Source organism: Myxococcota bacterium (assembly GCA_035498015.1).
In the GTDB taxonomy this organism is placed as follows: Bacteria; Myxococcota_A; UBA9160; order SZUA-336; family SZUA-336; genus VGRW01.
In genome coordinates this window covers 12982-32448 of sequence record DATKAO010000128.1, presented here as the reverse complement: position 1 = coordinate 32448, position 19467 = coordinate 12982, and the positions used below count along the sequence as shown (strand labels likewise).

The window sequence follows — 19467 nt, the reverse complement described above, 5'->3', positions numbered from 1 at the left end:
GCGCGCGAGCGCTTCCAGGCGATCGCGACCGAGCTCGCCGAGCACCAGACCGCGTTCTCGAACCACGTGCTCGACGCGACCAAGGCGTTCGCGCTCGTGCTGCGCGAGAAGGCCGAGGTCGAGGGCCTGCCCGAGAGCGCGCTCGAGGTGGCGGCGCAGTCGGCGCGCGCGGCGGGTGAGCCGAGTGCTTCGGCCGAGGCCGGACCGTGGCGACTCACGCTCGACCTGCCCGTGCTCGTGCCGGCGCTGCAGCACCTGAAGCGCCGCGAGCTGCGCGAGCAGCTCTACCGCGCCAACCTCGCGCGCGCGAGCTCCGGCGCGAGTGACAACACGGGACTCATCTCGAAGATCCTGGCGCTGCGCCTCGAAGAGGCCAAGCTGCTCGGCTTCGCGAGCTACGCCGAGCTGTCCCTGGCCTCGAAGATGGCGCCCGACGTGGCGGCGGTGCGCAAGCTGCTCGAGGAGCTGCGCAAGGTCTCCTACGCCGCGGCCGAGCGCGAGCTGGCCGAGCTGCGCGCCTTCGCGCGCGCCCAGGGCGAGACGCGCGAGCTCATGCACTGGGACGTCGCGTACTGGGCCGAGCGTCAGCGCGAGGCGAAGTATGCCTACTCCGAGGAGGAGCTGCGTCCGTACTTCCCGCTGCCCGCGGTGCTCTCGGGTCTGTTCGGGCTGGCTGAACGGCTGTTCGGAGTCACGATCCGCGCGGCCGACGGCGAGGCGCCGATCTGGAACCCCGACGTGCGCTTCTTCCGCGTGAGCGACGAGTCGGGCGCGCCGCTCGCCGCGTTCTATCTCGACCCGTACTCGCGGCCCGCCGAGAAGCGCGGCGGCGCGTGGATGGACGAGTGTGTCGGCCGCACGCGCGTCTTCGGCGGAGGCACGCGCCTGCCGGTGGCGTACCTGGTCTGCAACCAGACCCCGCCCGTCGGCGACCGGCCGTCGCTCATGAGCTTCGACGAGGTGCAGACCCTGTTCCACGAGTTCGGCCACGGGCTGCAGCACATGCTGACGCGGGTGGACTACGGGCTGGCCTCGGGCATCCGCAACGTGGAGTGGGACGCCGTCGAGCTGCCGAGCCAGTTCATGGAGAACTGGTGCTACCACCGCGAGACGTTGCTCGGCTTCGCGAGACACTTCGAGACCGGCCAGGCCCTGCCCGACGCGCTGTTCGAGAAGCTGTGCGCCGCGCGCACCTACCGCGCCGGCTCCGACATGTTGCGCCAGCTGTTCTTCTCGCTGCTCGACCTCGACCTGCACGACGGCTACGACCCGGGCGGGCGAGTCACTCCGTTCGACGTGCAGCAGCGCGTGGCCAAGCTGGCGACGGTGCTGGCGCCGCTGCCCGAGGACCGCTTCCTGTGCAGCTTCGGCCACATCTTCGCGGGCGGCTATGCGGCCGGCTACTACTCGTACAAGTGGGCCGAGGTGCTCTCGGCCGACGCCTTCGCGGCCTTCGAGGAAGCCGGACTCGAGAACCCCGCCGCCCTGCGAGTCACCGGCCGCAGATACCGTGACACGGTGCTGGGCCTGGGCGGCAGCGCGCCGGCGATGGAGGTGTTCAAGGACTTCCGCGGGCGCGAGCCGAAGACGGACGCCCTGCTGCGCCACTACGGATTGCGGGCCGCCTAGCCGCGCATGAAATTCCAGAGGGCCAGGAGTCCAGCGTGAGCAAACGTCGCCGGCGGACGCCGGGCGCGCCAGTGCCCGACATGGGGCTCGCGCCGCCGCTCGCGCCCGAGCCGGTGACTCGCTGGGCGCTGTGGGTGTTCGCCGCGGCGTGCTTCTTCGTCTCTGGTGCGACGGGGCTCGTGTACGAGGTGACCTGGTCGCGGCGGCTCGAGCTGTCGTTCGGCTCGACCCAGTACTCGATCGGGGTCGTGCTGGCGGCCTACATGGCGGGCATGGGGCTCGGCGCGTGGCGCTTCGGGCGGCTGGCGGATCGCGCGGGCTCACCGGCGCGGCGCTACGCGGCGCTCGAAGCGGGCATCGGCGTGTACGGGCTGCTCGCGCCGTTCGTGCTCGACGGCATCGAGTGGGGGTTCGTGGCGCTGGGCGGGCGCGGGGGCGTGTTCACCAAGGCCGTCCTCGGGCTGTTGGCGTTGCTCCCGCCCACGGTGCTGATGGGCGCCACGCTGCCGGTGCTGTCGCGCGCCCTGGTGCGCGCGCGCGACGACACGCAGTCGGCGGTCGGTGTGCTGTACGGACTGAACACCTTGGGCGGCATGGCGGGCTCGGTGCTCGCGGGGCTGTTGCTCGTGCAGTCACTGGGGATGGACGCGACGAGCCGCTTCACGGGCGTGGTGAACCTGGCGCTCGCGGGGCTGGTGTTCGCGCTGGGCCGGCGCTTCGCGCCGGCGATCGAGGCCGACGCGGGCGAGGACGAGCCGGCGGAGCTGGCCGGAGTCACTCCGCTCGAGTCACCGGTCGCGCGGCTGTGGCGACTGCGAGCCGCGCTGGCGGCCACCTTTGCCGTGGGCGCGATCGCGCTCGCGCTCGAGGTCGCCTGGACGCGCGCGCTGGGCGCGGGCTTCGGCGCCACGGCGCACGGCTTCACGATCGTTCTGGCGGCGACGCTGCTCGGCATCGGGCTCGGGAGTCTCGGGGTCGCGCGCGAGCCCGCGGACGAGCGCGCGCCACTCCTGCCGCTGGCGCTGGCGCTGCTGGTGCTGGCCGCGTCGTCGTGCGTCTTCCTGCTCGGCTTCGACCGTCTGCCGGCGCTGTTCTTCCTGATCGTCCAGCCGCGCGCGCTCTCCTACGAGCAGCTCCTGTCGGTGCTGTTCGGCGTGTCGGCGCTGGTGGTGCTGCCGGCCACGCTCAGCATGGGCGTGGCGTTCCCGCTCTCGGTCCAGCTCGCGACCGCCTCGGCCGAGCGGGCGGGGCGCAGCGTGGGGCGCGTGTACCTCGCGAACACCGCGGGCGCCATCCTCGGGTCACTCGCCGGCAGCTTCGCCCTCGTGCCCTGGCTCGGGAGTCAGGGCGTGGTGCGGCTGTGCGCGCTCGGCTCCGCGCTGGCGGCCGGCGGGATCTGCGCCGTCGCGGCGCGCTACGGCGGCTGGAGCCGCGCGCGCGCCATCGGCATCGCGCTGCCGGTGGGGGGGCTCTTGCTCGTGGCGCTGGCGCTGCCCGGCTGGGACATGCGCCGGCTCGACCTCGACCCCATGCGCATCCGCAACCAGCTGCCGCGCGGACCGGGAGAGCTCGCCGACACCCTGGTGCTGGGCGGAGTCAGCCAGGTCTACGCGCGCGAAGGGCTGAACGCGCTGGTCACCGTGAGACAGTCGGGCACCACCAAGGCCCTCATGATCGGCGGCAAGGCCGACGCGTCGACGCCGTCCGACATGCCGAGCCAGATCCTGGTCGCGGCGGTGCCCATGATCTCGGCCGAGAAGATCGGCCGCGTGCTGGTGATCGGCGCGGGCTCGGGAGTCACGGCGCGCGTCGCCGCCGAGTTCGCCGGGGTCGAGCGCGTCGACGTGGTCGAGATCGAGCCGGCCATGGTCGAGGCCGCCTCGCGCCACTTCGACGGCGAGAACCACGGCGTGTTCCGGCGCGACAACGTGCGCGTGATCTACGAAGACGGCCGCACCCACCTGCTGGCCAGCCCCGACAGCTACGACGTGATCATCTCCGAGCCGACCAACCCGTTCATTTCCGGCGTCGCGAACCTGTTCACCGCCGAGCACTACGCCAACGCGCGCGCGCGGCTCGCGCCCGGCGGCGTGTACCTGCAGTGGGTGCAGACCTACTCGTCGAGCGACTGGATGGTGCGCGCCATGATCCAGACCTTCGTGCAGTCGTTCGAGCACGTGGACCTCTGGTGGTCGAGCCCCGACGACCTGTTGCTGCTCGGCTCCCAGCGGCCGCTGGTGTACGACCGCAACCTGGTCACGCGGCGCGTCGCGGTCAACCCCGGCCTCGCCAAAGACCTCGAGCCCGTGCTGTACGCGCGCTCGCCCGACGACCTGTTCGCGCGCTTCCTCTTGCACAAGGACGAGCTCACGCCGCTGCTCGCGGGCGCCGAGACACTGCACGACAAGCTGCCGCGGCTCGAGTCACGCGCCTCGCGCAACCGCTACCAGCCGACCGGCATCGACGCGCTGCTCGACGACGTGCGCCGCGTGCGCGCGGCGCGGGCGACGCTCTGGCCCGTGCTCACGACCGCGCCGCCCGACGACACGCCGCTGCGCCTGGCCGCCGTGCGCTTCCGCGGCGCCGAGGCCGGCCCCGAGCTCGACCTGATCCGGAACGTCGACCGCGACGAGGCCTTCCTGCTGCGTGCCCGGGCGCTGGCCGACGATCCGGCCCAGGCGCGCGCGGTGCTCGAGGAGGGCCGCAAGCGCTTCCCCGACAGCCGCCCGATCGCGCTCGAGCTGGCGCGGGTCAGCGCTGCGCTGGGCGACGCACAGACCGCGGCGGCGCTGCTGACCGGCGCGCTCAAGAGCGACGCGACGCTCGAGCCGCAGTACGCGCTGCTGGGCGCGCAGCTCACCGACCCGCGCTCGCCGCAGGGCGCGCAGGGAGTGATCGAGGCGGTCGGCACTGCGCTCGCCTCGCTGCGCCCGCGCAAGTCCGACTACGCGCTGCGCGAGCCGCTGCTCGAGCTCCTGGCGAGCGTGGCGCCGCGCGCGCCGCAGGCCAGCGACATCCTGCACAAGCTCTACGACAAGAACCCGTGGGACGAGCTGGCGGGCACGGCGCTCGCGCACGCGCAGTACCTGTCGGGTGACTACGCCGGCTGTCTCGCCACCGCCGACCTGCTCGCGAAGCAGAACTCGCTGTGGAACCGTCCGCCGCTGCGAGCCCTGCGCCTGCAGGCGCTGGCCGCGCAGCACAGCCCCGAGCTCCGCGCCGAGACACTGCGCTTCATGGACGACTTCCCGCAGGAGCCCGGCCGCACCTGGTTCCGGCCCTTCATCCGGGCACTACGGCAGGAATAGCTCCGAAGGCTCGTTCGCGGGCAAGGAGCACACCCGGCCGCGGCACAGGTAGGCGGTCGGCGCGCCGTTTCTCGGCTCGCGGCCTGCCAGCCATTCCGGCGCGAGCCAGGCGGGCCGCGCGCCGGGAGTCACCACGACCACGGCGTCCTCGGGACCGAGCAGCGTCCGGGCGCGCGCGGCCAGCGCCTGCGTGCGCGGGTCGGCGGCCGCGCCGAGCACGATCGCCACGCCGGGCTCGGCCTCGCGCAGGGCGGCGGCGCGCGTCAGCGTCGGCAGATACAAAGGCGCGCGCGAGGCGACCGGGCCCTCGCGCTCGAGCACCGCCTCGGCGATCTCGCTGAAGTCCGACCGCCCGCTGAGTGAGCCGAGCCGCACCAGACCCAGCACCGCGAGGCCCGAGGCCGCAGGCGTCGCCCCGTCGGAGTCACTCGACAGGCGCATCACCAGCGTGGCATCGCCGCCCGGCGTGAAGAACAGCTCGCGCGTGCGCGGATCGAAGAAGCGCGCCCGCAGCTCGTCGGCCACGACCGCCGCAGCCTCCAGGTACCGGTCGCCCCCGCCCGCGCGAGACAGGTCGAGCAGCGCGCACAAGAGCGCCGCGTGATCGTCGAGGAAGGCGGGGATCTTGGCCTCACCCGCCTCGTAGATGCGCAAGAGGCCGCGCCCGCCGTCCGACAGCCGGCTGAGCGCGAAGTCGGCCGCGCGCGCCGCGGCGCCGACCCACTCGGGCCGGGCGAAGCTGGACCCCGCGAGCGCGAGCCCCGAGATCGCGTAGCCGATCCACGAGCACACGTTCTTCTTGTCCGTCGCGGGCGCCACGCGCGCGCTGCGCGCCGCGAACAGCCGGGCGCGCGCCTCGGCGAAGCGCGGCCGGTCCCCCGCGAGGCCGTGCGACAGCACGCTCTTCCCCGAGTGCTCGAAATTCCCACCCGGCTCGACCCCGTAGGCCGCGCAGAACTCGTCGCCGAGCTCGCTCCCGAGCACCGCGCGGATCTCCTCGGGGCTCCAGACGAAGAAGCGCCCCTCCTCGCCCTCGCTGTCGGCGTCCTGACTCGCGTAGAAGCCGCCGGCCGGGTCGCGCATCTCGCGCTCGAGCCAGCTCACGGTCTCCTCGACCGGCCAGCGCAGCTTCTCGTCGCCGGTCTGCCGGTAGGCCTCGGCGTACACGCGCAGGAGCTGCCCGTTGTCGTAGAGCATCTTCTCGAAGTGCGGCACGAGCCAGCGCTCGTCGGTCGAGTAGCGGTGGAAGCCGCCGCCCAGCTGATCGAAGATGCCGCCGCGCGCCATCTGCTCGAGCGAGAACACCAGATGCTCGCGCGCGTCGCCGCGCGCCACGCCCAGGTGCGCCGCGGCCAGCACCGCCTCGAGGTTGGTGGCGGTGGGGAACTTCGGCGCCGCGCCGAAGCCCCCGTGCCGGCGGTCCGCGCGCGCCATCATCTGGCGCACCAGGATCGACAGTGACTCCTTGCCGACCGGATCGGGCGCCGTGACCTCGGGCCGCGCGCCCAGTGCAGCCAGCACCTCGGCTGCCGCCTTGTCGACCTCCTCGCGCTGGTCGCGCCAGGCACGCGCCACCGCCAGCACCACCTCGGCGAAGCTCGGCCGGTTGTGCATGCGGCGTGGCGGGAAGTAGGTGCCGCCCATGAACGGCCGTCCGTCGGGCGTGCAGAACATGTTGAGCGGCCAGCCGCCGGAGCCGGTCATGCGCTGCACCGCCTCCATGTAGATCTGGTCCACGTCGGGGCGCTCCTCGCGGTCGACCTTGATGGCGACCAGCGACTCACTCAAAAGGCGCGCCACGTTCGGGTCCTCGAACGACTCGCGCTCCATCACGTGACACCAGTGGCACGACGAGTAGCCGATCGACACCAGCACCGGCTTGTTCTCGCGGCGCGCGCGCTCCCAGGCCTCGTCGCCCCACGGGTACCAGTCCACCGGGTTGTGCGCGTGCTGGCGCAGGTAGGCGCTGGTCTCGCCGGCCAGCCTGTTCGGCATCAGATGAATTCCGGCGGGCGCGCGGCCTGGATCCACTCGCCGTAGCCGCGGTAGCCGATCCTCTCCTGCCGCGCCTTCACGCGCGCGAGCAGCTTCTGGCGCTGGTCGGCGCTGAGCGGGACGTGGGTCTTCACCTCCCGGGCGATCGCCAGATACTCGTCGCGCACGTACTGGCCGACCTGGCGCGCGTGGCGCCGCGAGTCGACGATGTTGCCCTTGCCGGTGACCACGTTGCCCGCCGAGAACAGCGTCGGAAAGTCGGGCAGCCGGCCCAGGTCCCAGTCACTGTAGGCGTAGAGCTCGCCCTTCTGCGGCACGCCTTCGAGCGGCTCGGGAATGGAGCCGATCGAGCTGATCACCTGCGCGCCGCGCACCTCTTCGGTCTCTGCGGTGGTGACGAGCTTCCCGCCCTCCAGCTTGGTGACCGCGAAGCGCATGCCGACCACGCGCTCGTTCTCGATCAGGAGCGCGAGCGGGGCGCGCAGCGGGCGCACGTGGAAGAGATACTTCGACACCGCCTTCTCGAGCATGTGCGCGCGCGTCTTCTCGATCTTGGCCCGCGTCTTCTCGTTGGCGTCGTCGGGCATCGACACGAGCGGCATGTCTTCGACGCGGCGCCGGTAGAAGAGCGTGGCTCCCTTGTAGCCCAGCCCTTCCCAGGTCATGCCGTGCGCGGCCAGCGCCTTCGGGATGCCCTCGACCTCGAGCTCCTCCAGCTCGACGTGCGCGCCCTTGCTGCGCAGCGCCTCGGAGGCGAGCTCCAGGTTGATCGCCTTCACCACGTCGATCGACGCGAGCCCGCCGCCCACCACGATCGTGTCGTCGAGTGCCTGGAACACCGGTCCCTGATACCCGGCTTCGTGTCGGTGGTTGAACCACTGAATGAATGGGTTCTGGTACACGAGGCCCTTGCCCACGTACTTCTCGGCATCGGGCACCGCGAGCGGCCGGTCGCGCCAGGCGCCGTTCGCCAGCACCACCGTGTGGAAGCCCCAGGCCTCGCACAGCTCGCGCAGCGACACGTCCCGACCGACTCGGGTGTTGGGCACGAAGTGGACGTGCGCCTGACCGAGCTTCTGGTCGATCGTGGCGTACTCCTTCGCGCGCAGGCCGACGTGCCAGCGCGGGAGGCCGTCCTCGACCTTCCCGTAGGGCCGGGCGTTCTGCTCGAACACCACGGTGAGGATGCCCTGCTTGGCAAAGATGTCGGCGGCCTCGGCCCCCGCCGTGGCGCCGCCGATGACCGCTACCGCGAACGACTCATCCGACATTTCGCTCGAATTCTATCGAAAAGCGCGCGTGGGGCTTTGACAGCGCGCGGCGCGGCGATACGATCCGCGCCCGTGAACAGCGCTTTGCGCTCTTCGCTCGTCCCCGAGCGCGCCCCCCGCGCCGCGAGTGACCCAAGTTTTTCGCGGTTCCGCTCGACCTGTATGTGCAGCGGGGATAACATGCGCCGCGACTCGCGCGTTCGCGCGACCGCCGCATTTCACTGGGAGTGATCGAAATTGATGCGTGCCTGGACCGTCCGTGAAGCTGCCGAGCTCTACGGGATTCCGTACTGGGGCGGCGACTACTTCTCAGTCAGTGCCGAAGGCGACATGCTCGTCCATCCCAACGGACCGGGAACCGCGACGGTGAACCTGCGCGCCGTCGTCGAGGAGCTGCGCGGCCGCGGCCTGCGCACCCCACTGGTGATCCGCTTCAGTGACATTCTCGCGAGCCGCGTGCGGCACATCTCGGAAGCGTTCTCGCGCGCGGTCCGTGACTACGAGTACAAGGGCCGCTACCGCGGCGTGTACCCGATCAAGGTGAATCAGCAGAAGCAGGTCGTGGAGGAGCTCGTGAACTTCGGGCGCCCCTACCACCTGGGCCTCGAGGTCGGCTCCAAGCCCGAGCTCCTGGTCGGCCTGGCGCTCCTGAACACGCCCGAGGCGCTGATCATCTGCAACGGCTACAAGGACCGCGCGTACATGGAGCTCGCGCTGCTCGCGCAGCGCCTCGGCCGCTACGTGGTGATCGTGATCGATCGGCCCAACGAGCTCGACACGCTGATCAAGGCCAGCCGCGAGCTGGGCATCCGCCCGCACATCGGCGTGCGCGCGCGCCTGGCCGCGCGCGGCGCGGGCAAGTGGGCCGAGTCGTCGGGTGACCGCTCGAAGTTCGGTCTCTCGGCCGAGGAGCTGGTCTCGGTCGTGAACCGGCTGCGGCACGACGACATGCTCGACTGCCTCGAGATGCTCCACTTCCACAACGGCTCGCAGATCACGGCGATCCGCTCGCACAAAGACGCCTTCCGCGAGGCCAGCCACATCTTCACGGAGCTGCACGCGCTCGGCGCGCCCATGCGGCTCATGGACGTGGGCGGCGGTCTGGGCATCGACTACGACGGCTCGCAGACCAACTTCCACTCCTCGATGAACTACACCACGCAGGAGTACGCCTACGACGTCGTCTCCGCGATCCGCGACATCTGCGACGAGAAGGGCGTGCCGCACCCCGACATCGTCACCGAGGCCGGCCGCGCGCTCGTGTCGCACGCATCGGTCTTGATCTTCGACGTGCTGGGCGTGGACGGCGTGCGCTCGGCGACCCAGCCGACCGCACCCACCGAGGCCGACCCCAAGGTCATCCAGCAGCTCCACGAGGTGTGGAGCTCGATCACGGCGCGCAACGTGCTCGAGTCCTACAACGACGCGCTGCAGCTCAAGGAGGAGGCGACCACCGCCTTCTCGCTCGGCTACCTCGACCTGCAGACCCGCGCGCGCATGGAGGAGCTGTTCTGGGCCTGCTGCGAGAAGATCATGCGCATCGTGCGCGACCTCGAGTACGTGCCCGAAGACCTGCAGCGCCTGGAGCGCCAGCTCGCCGACACCTACTACGGCAACTTCTCGGTCTTCCAGTCACTGCCCGACTCGTGGGCCATGAAGCAGCTCTTCCCGGTCGTGCCGATCCACCGCCTCGACGAGGCGCCGTCGCGGCGCGGCACGTTCGCCGACCTGACCTGTGACTCCGACGGCAAGGTCAACCAGTTCATCGACCTGCGCGACGTGAAGACGGTGCTCGAGCTGCACCCGCCCAACGGCCGCCCGTACTACGTGGGCGTGTTCCTGGTGGGTGCCTACCAGGAGACGCTCGGCGAGATGCACAACCTGTTCGGCGACACCGACGCCGCGCACGTGCGCGTGTACGAGGACGGCGGCTACACGGTCGAGCAGGTGGTCGAGGGCGACTCGGTCGAGCAGGTCGTGCAGTATCTCGGCTACGACCGCCGCCAGCTCTCGGAGGCCGTGCGGCTGGCCGCCGAGACGGCCATGCGCGAGGGGCGGCTCACGATCGAAGAGTCGGCGCTGCTGCGCCGCCGCTTCGAGCAGGGCATCAGCGGCTACACGTACCTCGAGCAGGAGACCTAGAGGTGCAGATCCAGGGCGCCGGGGCCGTCGTGACCGGCGGCGCGTCGGGCCTGGGCGGCGCGACCGTGCGCGAGCTGCTCGCCGCGGGCGCGCGCGTGGCGATCCTCGACCTGCCGCGCTCGAAGGGCGAAGACGTCGCGCGCACCTTGGGCCGCGGCGCGATCTTCTGCCCGTGCGACGTGACCAAGGCCGCCGAGGTCGAGGCCGCGGTCGACCGCGCGGTGAAGGAGGTCGGCCCGATCCGCATGGCGGTGAACTGTGCCGGCATCGGCTGGGCGCAGCGCACGGTCACCAAGGAAGGCCCGCACCCGATCGAGCCCTTCATGAAGGTGCTCGAGGTGAACGTGATCGGCACCTTCAACGCGATCCGCTTCGAGGCGGACCGCATGAGCAAGAACGACCCCGACGCCGACGGCGAGCGGGGCGTGATCGTGAATACGGCCTCGGTCGCCGCCTACGACGGCCAGATCGGCCAGGCCGCGTACTCCGCGTCGAAGGGCGCCGTGGTGGGCATGACCCTGCCGATCGCGCGCGACCTGGCGTCGCTCGGGATCCGCGTGGTGACCATTGCCCCGGGCCTGTTCGACACGCCGCTTCTGGCCGGCCTGCCGGAGCCCGCACGCCAGGCGCTGGCTGCGAACATCCCGTTTCCGCGCCGCCTCGGGCGGCCGATCGAGTACGCGCACCTGGCGCGCTCGATCATCGAGAACGGCATGCTGAACGGAGAAGTGATCCGCCTCGACGGCGCGATCCGCATGCCCCCGAAGGGATGATTCGGAAGCTCGCCGCGGCGGCGCTGTGTCTCGCGCTGGCGGCCTGCGCGTCCACCATCCAGCGCGGCGCCGCGATGCACGCGCAGGAGCTGCTGAACGACGCGAGCTATGCCGAGGCGTTGTCGGCCACCCAGGAGTTCATCTACGACGACGAGGGCACCCCGGACGCGCTGGAGGAGCTCTATCTCCTGCGCGGCCAGGCGCTCGAGGGCCTGGGGCGCAAGAGCGAGGCGATCGAGCTGTACCACCTGCTCGTCCGAAGTCACTCCGGCCGTGCTGCGGCCTATCAGGCGCGCGGGCGGCTGGTCGACCTGGGTGAGCCGTGCGCTCCGTAGCGGCGTTGGGCGTGTTGCTCCTCACGGCGTGCGCAACCGGCGTCGCGCAGCGCGGGAACGTCGCCCGCGTGCACGGCCACATCGAAGACGGTGACTGGGCCGGCGCGCTGGTGCTCGCCGAGCACGTGATCGCGTCGGGTCCGATCGACCCCCAGGCGCAGCTCGACGCCTACTTCGCGAAGGCGGTCATCCTCGAGCACTACGGCCGCAAGCGCGAGGCGGCGGGCCTGTACGAGTACCTGGCGCACGTCGCGGGGGACAGCCCGGGCGGTGCCCAGGCGAAGGGCCGGCTCGCGGAGCTCGGCGGCCCCGTGTGCGGGCCGGCGAAGGAAGTGAGTCGCTGAGCGGGCGTCCTCGGCCCGGCCGATGCAGGGCTGTGCGGCATGGACGCTCGAATCGACTGGCAGAAGCTCGGCATGAGGCGCGTGCAGCCGCTCCTGACCCTGCAGGCGCAGGTTCACGGCTCGGGGCTCGGCGCGAAGCTGCTCGGGCTTGTGGAAATGCGCGCCTCGCAGATCAACGGATGTGCATATTGCCTCGACATGCACAGCAAGGATGCCCGCGCCGCAGGTGAGTCGGAGCAGCGGCTCTACGGCCTCGATGCCTGGCGCGAGGCGCCGTACTACGACGCGCGCGAGCGCGCCGCGCTGGCGTGGACCGAGGCGGTGACCTGCCTCGAGGAGGGCCACGTGGCCGACAAGGTCTTCGAAGAGGTGCGCAAGCAGTTCAGCGACGAGGAGCTCCTCGACCTCACGCTCGCGATCGTGGCGATCAACGCCTGGAACCGGCTGATGATCGGCTTCCGCGTGCCCGCCGGGAGCTACCACCCGCGCGCGCGCGCCGCGGCCGTGTGAGTCGGCGCTCCGACCAAAACGTCTCGAGCGTGAAACCGGCGCCTCACCGTGCCGGAAGACGCGCCGCGTAGCATTCGGAACGCCCAGCTCGCGCTTTCTTGGAGGGAATGAGGCCGCCGTCCGCGCCTCGCAGCAGGGGCCCCTCGGCCGATCGCATCGTCGGCCGAGGGGCTTCGTGTCTGCGGATCCGCGCGGCTACCCTACGCGCCATGCCGGGGGACGGGGCCGAGGCTCGGGCGGGCGCGGGCGCGATGAACTTCGCGCGCAACGCGTCCTCGACCGCGCTGACCCAGGTGGCGCGCACGTTCTTCGGGCTGGGGCTGGCCATCCTGCTGGCGCGCTGGCTGAGCGAGGCGGACCGGGGCATCTACGCCGTGGTCGCCACGGCCGCGATGTTCGGCGACCAGGTCAGTCAGCTGGGCATGCGCTACGCGGTGATCTACCGCATGTCGCTGCCGGGCGCGTCGCGCGCGCGGGCGGTGGGGGCGGCGTTCGCCTGGACGCTCGTCACGTTCGCGCTGCTGGCCGGGCTGGCGCTGGTCTTCCGCGACCCGCTGCGCGCGCGCTTCCTGCTGGGCGCCGAGCCGGTGTTCCTGTGGCTCGCGCTGGCGCTCGCGGCGGCGGACCTGTTCACGGGACTGGTCGACGCGGTGGCGCGGGGCATCGACCGCTTCGACCTGCGCAATGCCGACCAGATCTCGATCGCGGCAGTGACTCTGCTCGCGACCTGGCTGGCGCTGGTGGTGTTCGAGTGGGGTCTGCTCGGCACGCTGGCCGCGACCGCGGTCGCGCGCGGGGCGGTGCTGCTCTTGTTCTCCGCGCTCACCTTGCGGCGCAGCGGCATCGACCTGACGCCGGACGCGCACGAGCTCGGCGAGTCACTCTCCTTCGGCGTGCGCGGCCACCCGCAGACACTCCTGGCCTGGCTGCACCAGCGCGTCGACGTGATGCTGATGGCGCTGTTCGCGGTCGACCCCGCGCAGATCGCGGTGTACGCGGTCGCGGTGAACGTGATCGACCGCTTGCGGGTCGTGCCGGACTCGGTGAGCTCGGCGCTCCTGCCCAAGCTCGCCACGCTCGGCCCGGCCGAGATGGGCACATACGCCGCGCGCATCACGCGGCACCTGATCTTCTGGGTGTGTCTGTCGGGGCTCGCGCTGGGGCTCCTGGCGCCGTTCCTGGTGCCCTTGCTGTTCGGGCGGCCGTACGCGGCCTCGGTGCTGCCGCTCTACGTGTTGCTGCCGGCGACGGTCATGCTCTCGGTGCGGGGCATGGTCGGGAGCTACTTCATCGCGGCGGGTCGGCCGGGCTTCAACGCCTGGGTGCAGGCGGGCTCCGTGGCGGTGAACGTGGCGGCGAACCTGTGGGCGATCCCGCGCCACGGCATCGTGGGCGCGGCGTTCGCCAGCCTGCTCTCGTACAGCGTCGAGGCGATCGCCACGGTGCTCGTGTTCCGGCGCGTCACCGGCTGCGGCCTGGGCGAGATCGTGCTGGCGCGGCGCGCGGACCTGCGGCCGTATCTGGGCCGCATGCGCCGGCTGCGCGAGAGACTCGGGGGCGCGTGAGTGGCGGCCGAGCTGTCGCCCGACGTGCCGTTCGTGGTGCTCGCGAGCGCCGTGTGGGACACGACCAACCCGGTGAACGCGCACCAGATCGCGCGCCGGCTCGCGGCTGCGGGTCACCGCGTGCTGTTCGTGGACTCGAGCGGGCTGCGCGCGCCGGCGCTCCTGGCCTCGGCGCACGACCGGCGGCGCGTGCTGGCGCGGCTCTCGCGCGGGCTGGGCGGGGCGCGCGCCGTGGCGCCCAACCTGTGGGTGCGCTCGCCGCTGACCCTGCCGGCGGGCTGGCCGGAGCCGCTGCGCTCGCTGTCGCAGTCACTGTACGCCTGGGCGGTGCGGCGCGCGGCGCGCCGGCTGGGCTTCGAGCGCCCGGTCGTGTGGGCCATGCTGCCCAACCAGCTCGGCGCCGCGCGCGCGCTCGCGCCGCGCAAGCTCGTGTATCACGCCGTGGACGACTACGCGGCGAACCCCGGCGTGGATGCGGCGTGGGTGCGCGCGCGCGAGCACGAGATGGTGGCCGCGGCCGATCTGGTGTTCGCGGCCAGCCCGAGCCTGACCGAGCGCCTGCGCGCCCAGCGGCCTGACGTGGAGCTGCTCGCCAACGTGGCCGACGTGGAGCTGTTCTCGCGGGCGGTCAGCACGAGTCACGCCGAGCCGCCCGAGCTCGCGCGGCTGCGGCGGCCGCGCGCGGTGTACGTGGGCAACCTCGCGGCCTACCGGCTCGACTTCGAGCTGCTGCGGGCGGCGGCGCGGGCGCTGCCCGGGGTGGAGCTCGTGCTGATCGGTCCGATCGGCCTGGGCGAGCGCGACCCGGCCGGGCCCGCGGCGGCGCTCGCCGCCGAGCCCAACGTGGCGTTCCTGGGCCCGCGGCCCCAGCCCGACCTGCCCGCGCTGCTCGCGCACTGCGACGTGGCGCTGTTGCCGCTGCTCGAGAACGCGCACACCCTGTCGTGCATGCCGCTCAAGCTCTGGGAGTATCTCGCCGCCGGTCTGCCCGTGGTGGCGCGCGACCTGCCCAACCTGCGCGGGCTGCTCGACGAGCGCGCGATCCGCCTGTACGCCGATCCGGCCGGCTTCGTGCCCGCGCTCGCGAAGGCGCTCGAGGACGCCGGCCGCGGCCGCGCCGAGCGGCTGAAGGCCGCGCAGACGCACGGCTGGCCGGCGCGCATCGCCGAGATCCGCGCGCGCCTGGCGGAGTCACTGGCGTGAGCGCGCCGCCCCTGCGCTTCGCGTTCCTGGTGTATCTGGGCCGGTCCGGCTCGACCTATCTGTCCCGCCAGCTCGACGGCGCGTCGCAGGACGTGCTCGTGACTCCCGAGCTGAATTTCGCCGTGAGCGCCGCGCTCGCGGGCGACGCCGCCGTGCGCGCGCTCGCGCCCGAGGCGCTTGTGCGCTTCGTGCGCCACGACCTGCAGATCGCCAATCTCGACCTGCCCGACGACCAGCTCGACGCGCTGGTGCGCGGCTGCGCGGGGCAGGGCGTGCGAGCGCTGTGCGAGACACTCGTGCGCGCGCACGCGCAGAAGCGCGGCCGCGAGCCGCGCATCGTGGTGATCAAGAAGTCCGTCGCGCAGCTCGCGGCCGGGAAGCTCGAGGCGGTCTTTCCCGAAGTGGTCTTCATCCACGTGCGCCGCGACGCGCGCGCGGTCGTGAACTCGCTCATCCACACCGAGAGCGTCTACGACCCGGGCGTGCAGCTGGGGCGCGGCGATCCCGTGCACGCCGCGCGCATGTGGGTGCGCCAGCTCGACTCGGTGGCCGCGCTCGCGCGCCGCGAACCGGGGCGCGTGATCGAGGTCGCCTACGAGTCGCTGATCCGCGCGCCCGAAGAGACGCTGGCCCGGCTCATGGCCGAGCTGTCGGCGAAGAGCGGCGTACCCCTGCGCGCCGCGGCCGGAGACGCCGGCTTCGTGGTGCCCGAGCGCGAGCGCGGGCTACACCGGCTGGTGACGGGCGCGCCCGTCGAGGCGCGCACCGAGGGCTGGCAGGTCGAGCTCGGCCGCGCGAACGGGATCGCCGTCGAGTCCATCGCGAAAGACTGGCTCGCGCGCTGCGGCTACGAGCCGTACTTCCTGCGGGGCCAGGGCGCCGCCACGATCGCAGCGGCCCGCGCGCGCGCCGAGCTCGCGCACGCCGGAATCACTGCGCGTCACTACGCGTGGCGCGCCGGGATCCTGGCGAAGCTCCTGTTCCGCGACCCCGGACTGGCGGGCGCGCGCCTGCGCGAAGCCCTGTTCCAGCGCTTCGGGGGCTAGCTGCGCAGCTCGAGCACGAACGCCTCGTCTTTGTGGAGCGCCTCGTGGTGGCGCAGCGCGAACGCGTCGGGCTCGGCGTGGGTCATCTGCAAGAGCTCTTCGCGCTCGCGGGCGTCGACGATCACGTAGCGCACGCGCTCGCGCCGCAGATACTCGAGCACGAGCGCGGGGTGGGGCGCCTGGCGCAGGTCGACGAAGCGCGCGCCCGCGTAGTAGCCGACGCGGCGCTTGATCGACGCCACCGCCTGGTCCGCGCCCAGGCCGCCTTCCAGGCGCACCCACTCGGCTGCGCGCCGCTCGGGCAGGGCGTCGAGCCGGTCCGGGCGGAGTGACTTCCCGAGCCCCAGCGCCGCGACCGCGAGCAGCAGCGCAGCCGGTGCGCGCGCCAGCGGGCGCGCGAGCGGCGGCGCCCGGCGCAGCCAGCCCGCCGCGGCCTGTACGCCCAGCGCCTCGTACCCGAGCAGCAGGGTCACCGGCGGCAGCACGTGCCGGCGGCTCAGATAGTCCGAGGTCGCAGCCAGCGCGAACACCACCACGAGATACAGGGCAGAGTACGCGGCGAAGAACCAGCCGCGGCGCGAGAGCGGTCCCCACGCGAGCCAGATACCCAGGGCCAGCAGCAACATGCCCTCGGGTCGCAACGCCTTGCTCGTCTCGGACACCACCTGTTTGGTCGCGAACGAGAGCGTCGCCGCGCCCTGCGGCGGCGCAGTGTCTCGGAACGGGTGCACCCCGGGCGGCAGCGGCGTGAGCTCCGGATGTGCCGCGAGCAGCGCATCGATCGCCGGGGCGGGGCGCGCGCCTTCCTTCGACACCCCGAGCATGTGAGTCACCGACTTCTTCGCGGTGAGCGTGGGCCGGCCGGCCTGCAGCGAGATGTACGCCACGTAGGGCGCCATCACGAGCCCGGCCACCACACACAGCGGCGCGGCCAGGCGCACGGCTCTCGCAACCGGCCACTCACCCCGCAGCGCGTGGAAGCCGGCGAGACCCAGCCCCACCAGCACCGTGCCGACGCCCTCGGGCCGGGTCAGGTAGGCCAGCCCCGCGAACAGCCCCGCCCAGGCGGCAGCCCGGGAGCTCTCGCGCAGATACCCGCGCAGCAGCGCCGCCGCGCTCGCCACGAACAGGCAGAGATACAGCGCGTCGCTCTGTACGTCGGCCAGCTCGATGGCGACCGGCTGCACCGCGAGCAGGAACGCCGCGATCGCGGCCTCCCAGCGGCCGGGGAAGCCCTGGCGCACCAGCGCCCACACCGCCCAGACCGCGGCCGCGCCGGCCAACACCGACACCGCCACCGCCGCGCGCTCCCAGTCCGGAATGAGGCCATGCGCCACGCTGACCGCCGCCGGGTAGAGCGGGTGATACGGGTGACTCAGGGGCGTGCGCCAGTCGCCGGCCGCGAACGCCTGGGCCAGGCGGATGAACTCCGGACCGTCGTTCATCATGGCTGCGGTCTGACCCCAGCGGATGCAGCGCGCCACCAGGGCCACGAGCGCGAGCGCGGCCGGGATTCCCCACTCGCGGGCGTTCGGGCGGGCCAACTCGAAGCGCAGATTAGTGGACCGGCGTCACAGAAAATAGACTGGGCCCAGGCAGGATTGGATACGATCGGGCGGGTACCGGGGAATGGGCTGCGCGTACACCTTCCGGCCATTGAAGGAAGCGGACGAAGCTGCCGAGGCGGCGGCGCGCGCGTTCGCCCGCGCCTCGATCTACGAGCGGGTTTGGCTGCACGCGGTGCTCGAGACTCCGCTGCTGCGCGCCCGCGCCGAGCCCCTGGCGGCATTCCACGGTGACCGCCTGGTCGGGCTGGGTGCAACGGTCGCGGGGCTCTTCCCGTTCCGCGTCGTGGTCCTCGACGGGTCACTGCCCGGCGTGGCGAGTCAGCTGCTCGCGCGCTTCGAGCCCCCGTTCGTATGTCGGGTGCCCATGCGGCTGGCGCGCGAGATCGCGCACGCCGGCGGGCGGCCCGTTCACACCGAGCGCCAGCTCGTGCGCTTCGACCCGTGCAGCGTGCGGCCCGCGCTCGACCCGCACGTGGAGCGCCTGTCCGACGCGCGCGAGCTCGCGCGCTTCTGCGGGCCGTCGTTCGCGCCGCTCGAGCTCGAGCTCGCGCCGTTCTTCGGCATCCGCGACGCCTTCGGCGAGCTCGCGGCCGTGGCGGGCGGGCGGCTGCTCACCGACCGGATCGCGCTCTTCGGGCAGCTCGTGACCCGCGAGGACTGCCGCCGGCAGGGCTTCGCCCGCGCGCTGGCCGCCACGCTGGCCTGTGCGCTCGAGACGCGCGAGCGGCGCGTGGTGGCGCACGTGCGTGACCACGCGCGCCCCGCCGAGCACCTGCTCACCCGGCTCGGCTTCCGCGGTGCGCACGAGTTTGCCGTCTTCGCGCGCTGACTTTCGCCGACTTCGGTAGAGTCGGCGCATGCACGAGGGAAGCCGCCGCGCGGTGATCGCGGCGTTCGCGGCGAACATGGGGATCGCGGCGGCCAAGTTCGTGGCGTTCTTCTTCACGGGCGCGGCCTCGATGCTGGCCGAGTCGGTCCACTCGGTGGCCGACACCGGCAACCAGGCGCTGCTCTTCCTGGGCGGCGCGCGCTCCCGGCGCGCCCCGACCGAGGAGCACCCCTTCGGCTTCGGGCGCGAGCGCTACTTCTGGGCGTTCGTGGTGGCGCTCGTGCTGTTCTCGCTCGGGTCACTGTTCGCGATCGGCGAGGGCATCGAGAAGCTGCGCACGCCACACCGGCTCGAGAGCCCGGTCTGGGCGCTGGGCGTGCTGGCTGTCTCGATCGTGCTCGAGACCTTCTCGCTCATCACCGCGCAGAACGAGGCGAACCGCATCCGGCGCGGTGAGTCATGGCTCGCGTTCATCCGCCACACCAAGAACCCGGAGCTGCCCGTCGTGCTGCTCGAGGACCTGGGCGCGCTGGTCGGGCTGGCGGTCGCGTCTCTGGGCGTCGGGCTCGCGGTCTTTACCGGTGACCCGCGCTTCGACGCCGCGGGCTCGATCGCGATCGGCGTCCTCTTGGGCGTCATCGCCTTCGTGCTGGCGGCGGAGATGAAGAGTCTCTTGATCGGCGAGGCGGCCTCGCCCTCCGACGTGGCCAAGATCCGCGCCGCCATGGAGTCTGCGCCGCACGTCGCGCGGGTGATCCACCTGCGCACGCTGCACCTCGGGCCCGACGACCTGCTCGTGGCGAGCAAAGTGGCGTTCGACCCGAAGCTCGACTTCGCCTCGCTCGCCAAGGCCATCGACGAGACCGAGCGCCGCATGCGCGCGGCCACGCCGTCGGCGCGGCTGATCTTCCTCGAGCCCGACGTCGACCGCGGGCCCGGTCAATGACTC

15 protein-coding genes are annotated in these 19467 nt (G+C 72.3%); 12 read left to right on the top strand and 3 right to left on the bottom strand.

Annotated elements, in window-relative coordinates; all coding sequences use genetic code 11:
- Both VMR86_11505 and VMR86_11500 read left to right on the top strand, forming a co-directional pair.
- A partial coding sequence (locus VMR86_11505; protein HTO07666.1) for a M3 family metallopeptidase occupies window positions 1-1629 on the top strand: 1629 nt, incomplete at its 5' end.
- Window positions 1630-1664: 35 nt separating this feature from the next.
- Window positions 1665-4937, top strand: coding sequence for a fused MFS/spermidine synthase (locus tag VMR86_11500; GenBank protein HTO07665.1), 3273 nt, complete (start codon window positions 1665-1667; stop codon window positions 4935-4937).
- On the opposite strand, the gene VMR86_11495 is transcribed toward VMR86_11500, so the two are convergent.
- Window positions 4923-6932: a thioredoxin domain-containing protein gene (locus VMR86_11495; protein ID HTO07664.1), complete on the bottom strand. Its 2010-nt coding sequence runs from the start codon at window positions 6930-6932 to the stop codon at window positions 4923-4925. The genes VMR86_11500 and VMR86_11495 overlap by 15 nt on opposite strands.
- Window positions 6932-8203: a hypothetical protein gene (locus tag VMR86_11490; protein ID HTO07663.1), complete on the bottom strand. Its 1272-nt coding sequence runs from the start codon at window positions 8201-8203 to the stop codon at window positions 6932-6934. Before VMR86_11490 ends, VMR86_11495 begins: the two co-directional genes overlap by 1 nt.
- A gap of 240 nt (window positions 8204-8443) precedes the next feature.
- Here VMR86_11490 and speA point away from each other — a divergent pair, with 240 nt between their 5' ends.
- The 8 genes from speA (at window position 8444) to VMR86_11450 (ending at window position 16121) form a co-directional block, all read left to right on the top strand.
- Window positions 8444-10345 (top strand): biosynthetic arginine decarboxylase, encoded by a 1902-nt coding sequence (gene speA / locus VMR86_11485; protein ID HTO07662.1) that lies wholly within the window; start codon window positions 8444-8446, stop codon window positions 10343-10345.
- Between the two features lie 2 nt (window positions 10346-10347).
- On the top strand, window positions 10348-11118 hold the full coding sequence (locus tag VMR86_11480) for a 3-hydroxyacyl-CoA dehydrogenase (GenBank protein HTO07661.1): 771 nt from the start codon (window positions 10348-10350) through the stop codon (window positions 11116-11118).
- Complete coding sequence (locus VMR86_11475) at window positions 11115-11453, top strand: hypothetical protein (protein HTO07660.1); 339 nt, start codon at window positions 11115-11117, stop codon at window positions 11451-11453. Before VMR86_11480 ends, VMR86_11475 begins: the two co-directional genes overlap by 4 nt.
- On the top strand, window positions 11441-11797 hold the full coding sequence (locus VMR86_11470) for a hypothetical protein (protein HTO07659.1): 357 nt from the start codon (window positions 11441-11443) through the stop codon (window positions 11795-11797). Before VMR86_11475 ends, VMR86_11470 begins: the two co-directional genes overlap by 13 nt.
- A 39-nt stretch (window positions 11798-11836) precedes the next feature.
- Window positions 11837-12307: a carboxymuconolactone decarboxylase family protein gene (locus tag VMR86_11465; GenBank protein HTO07658.1), complete on the top strand. Its 471-nt coding sequence runs from the start codon at window positions 11837-11839 to the stop codon at window positions 12305-12307.
- A gap of 209 nt (window positions 12308-12516) precedes the next feature.
- Entirely contained in the window at window positions 12517-13872 is a 1356-nt protein-coding gene (locus VMR86_11460; protein ID HTO07657.1) for a polysaccharide biosynthesis C-terminal domain-containing protein, read from the top strand.
- Window positions 13873-15075, top strand: a complete 1203-nt coding sequence (locus VMR86_11455; GenBank protein ID HTO07656.1) for a glycosyltransferase — start codon at window positions 13873-13875, stop codon at window positions 15073-15075. It abuts the gene before it with no gap.
- Window positions 15072-16121 (top strand): sulfotransferase, encoded by a 1050-nt coding sequence (locus VMR86_11450; GenBank protein ID HTO07655.1) that lies wholly within the window; start codon window positions 15072-15074, stop codon window positions 16119-16121. The genes VMR86_11455 and VMR86_11450 overlap by 4 nt, the downstream gene beginning before the upstream one ends.
- On the opposite strand, the gene VMR86_11445 is transcribed toward VMR86_11450, so the two are convergent.
- Window positions 16118-17665: a glycosyltransferase family 39 protein gene (locus VMR86_11445; protein ID HTO07654.1), complete on the bottom strand. Its 1548-nt coding sequence runs from the start codon at window positions 17663-17665 to the stop codon at window positions 16118-16120. The genes VMR86_11450 and VMR86_11445 overlap by 4 nt on opposite strands.
- Window positions 17666-17777: 112 nt before the next feature.
- Here VMR86_11445 and VMR86_11440 point away from each other — a divergent pair, with 112 nt between their 5' ends.
- Together VMR86_11440 and VMR86_11435 are read left to right on the top strand one after the other, a co-directional pair.
- Window positions 17778-18518 carry a GNAT family N-acetyltransferase gene (locus tag VMR86_11440; protein HTO07653.1) on the top strand — a complete coding sequence of 247 codons (741 nt, stop codon included), beginning with the start codon at window positions 17778-17780 and terminating at the stop codon, window positions 18516-18518.
- A gap of 28 nt (window positions 18519-18546) precedes the next feature.
- Window positions 18547-19464, top strand: a complete 918-nt coding sequence (locus VMR86_11435) for a cation diffusion facilitator family transporter (GenBank protein ID HTO07652.1) — start codon at window positions 18547-18549, stop codon at window positions 19462-19464.
- Window positions 19465-19467: the final 3 nt, after the last annotated feature.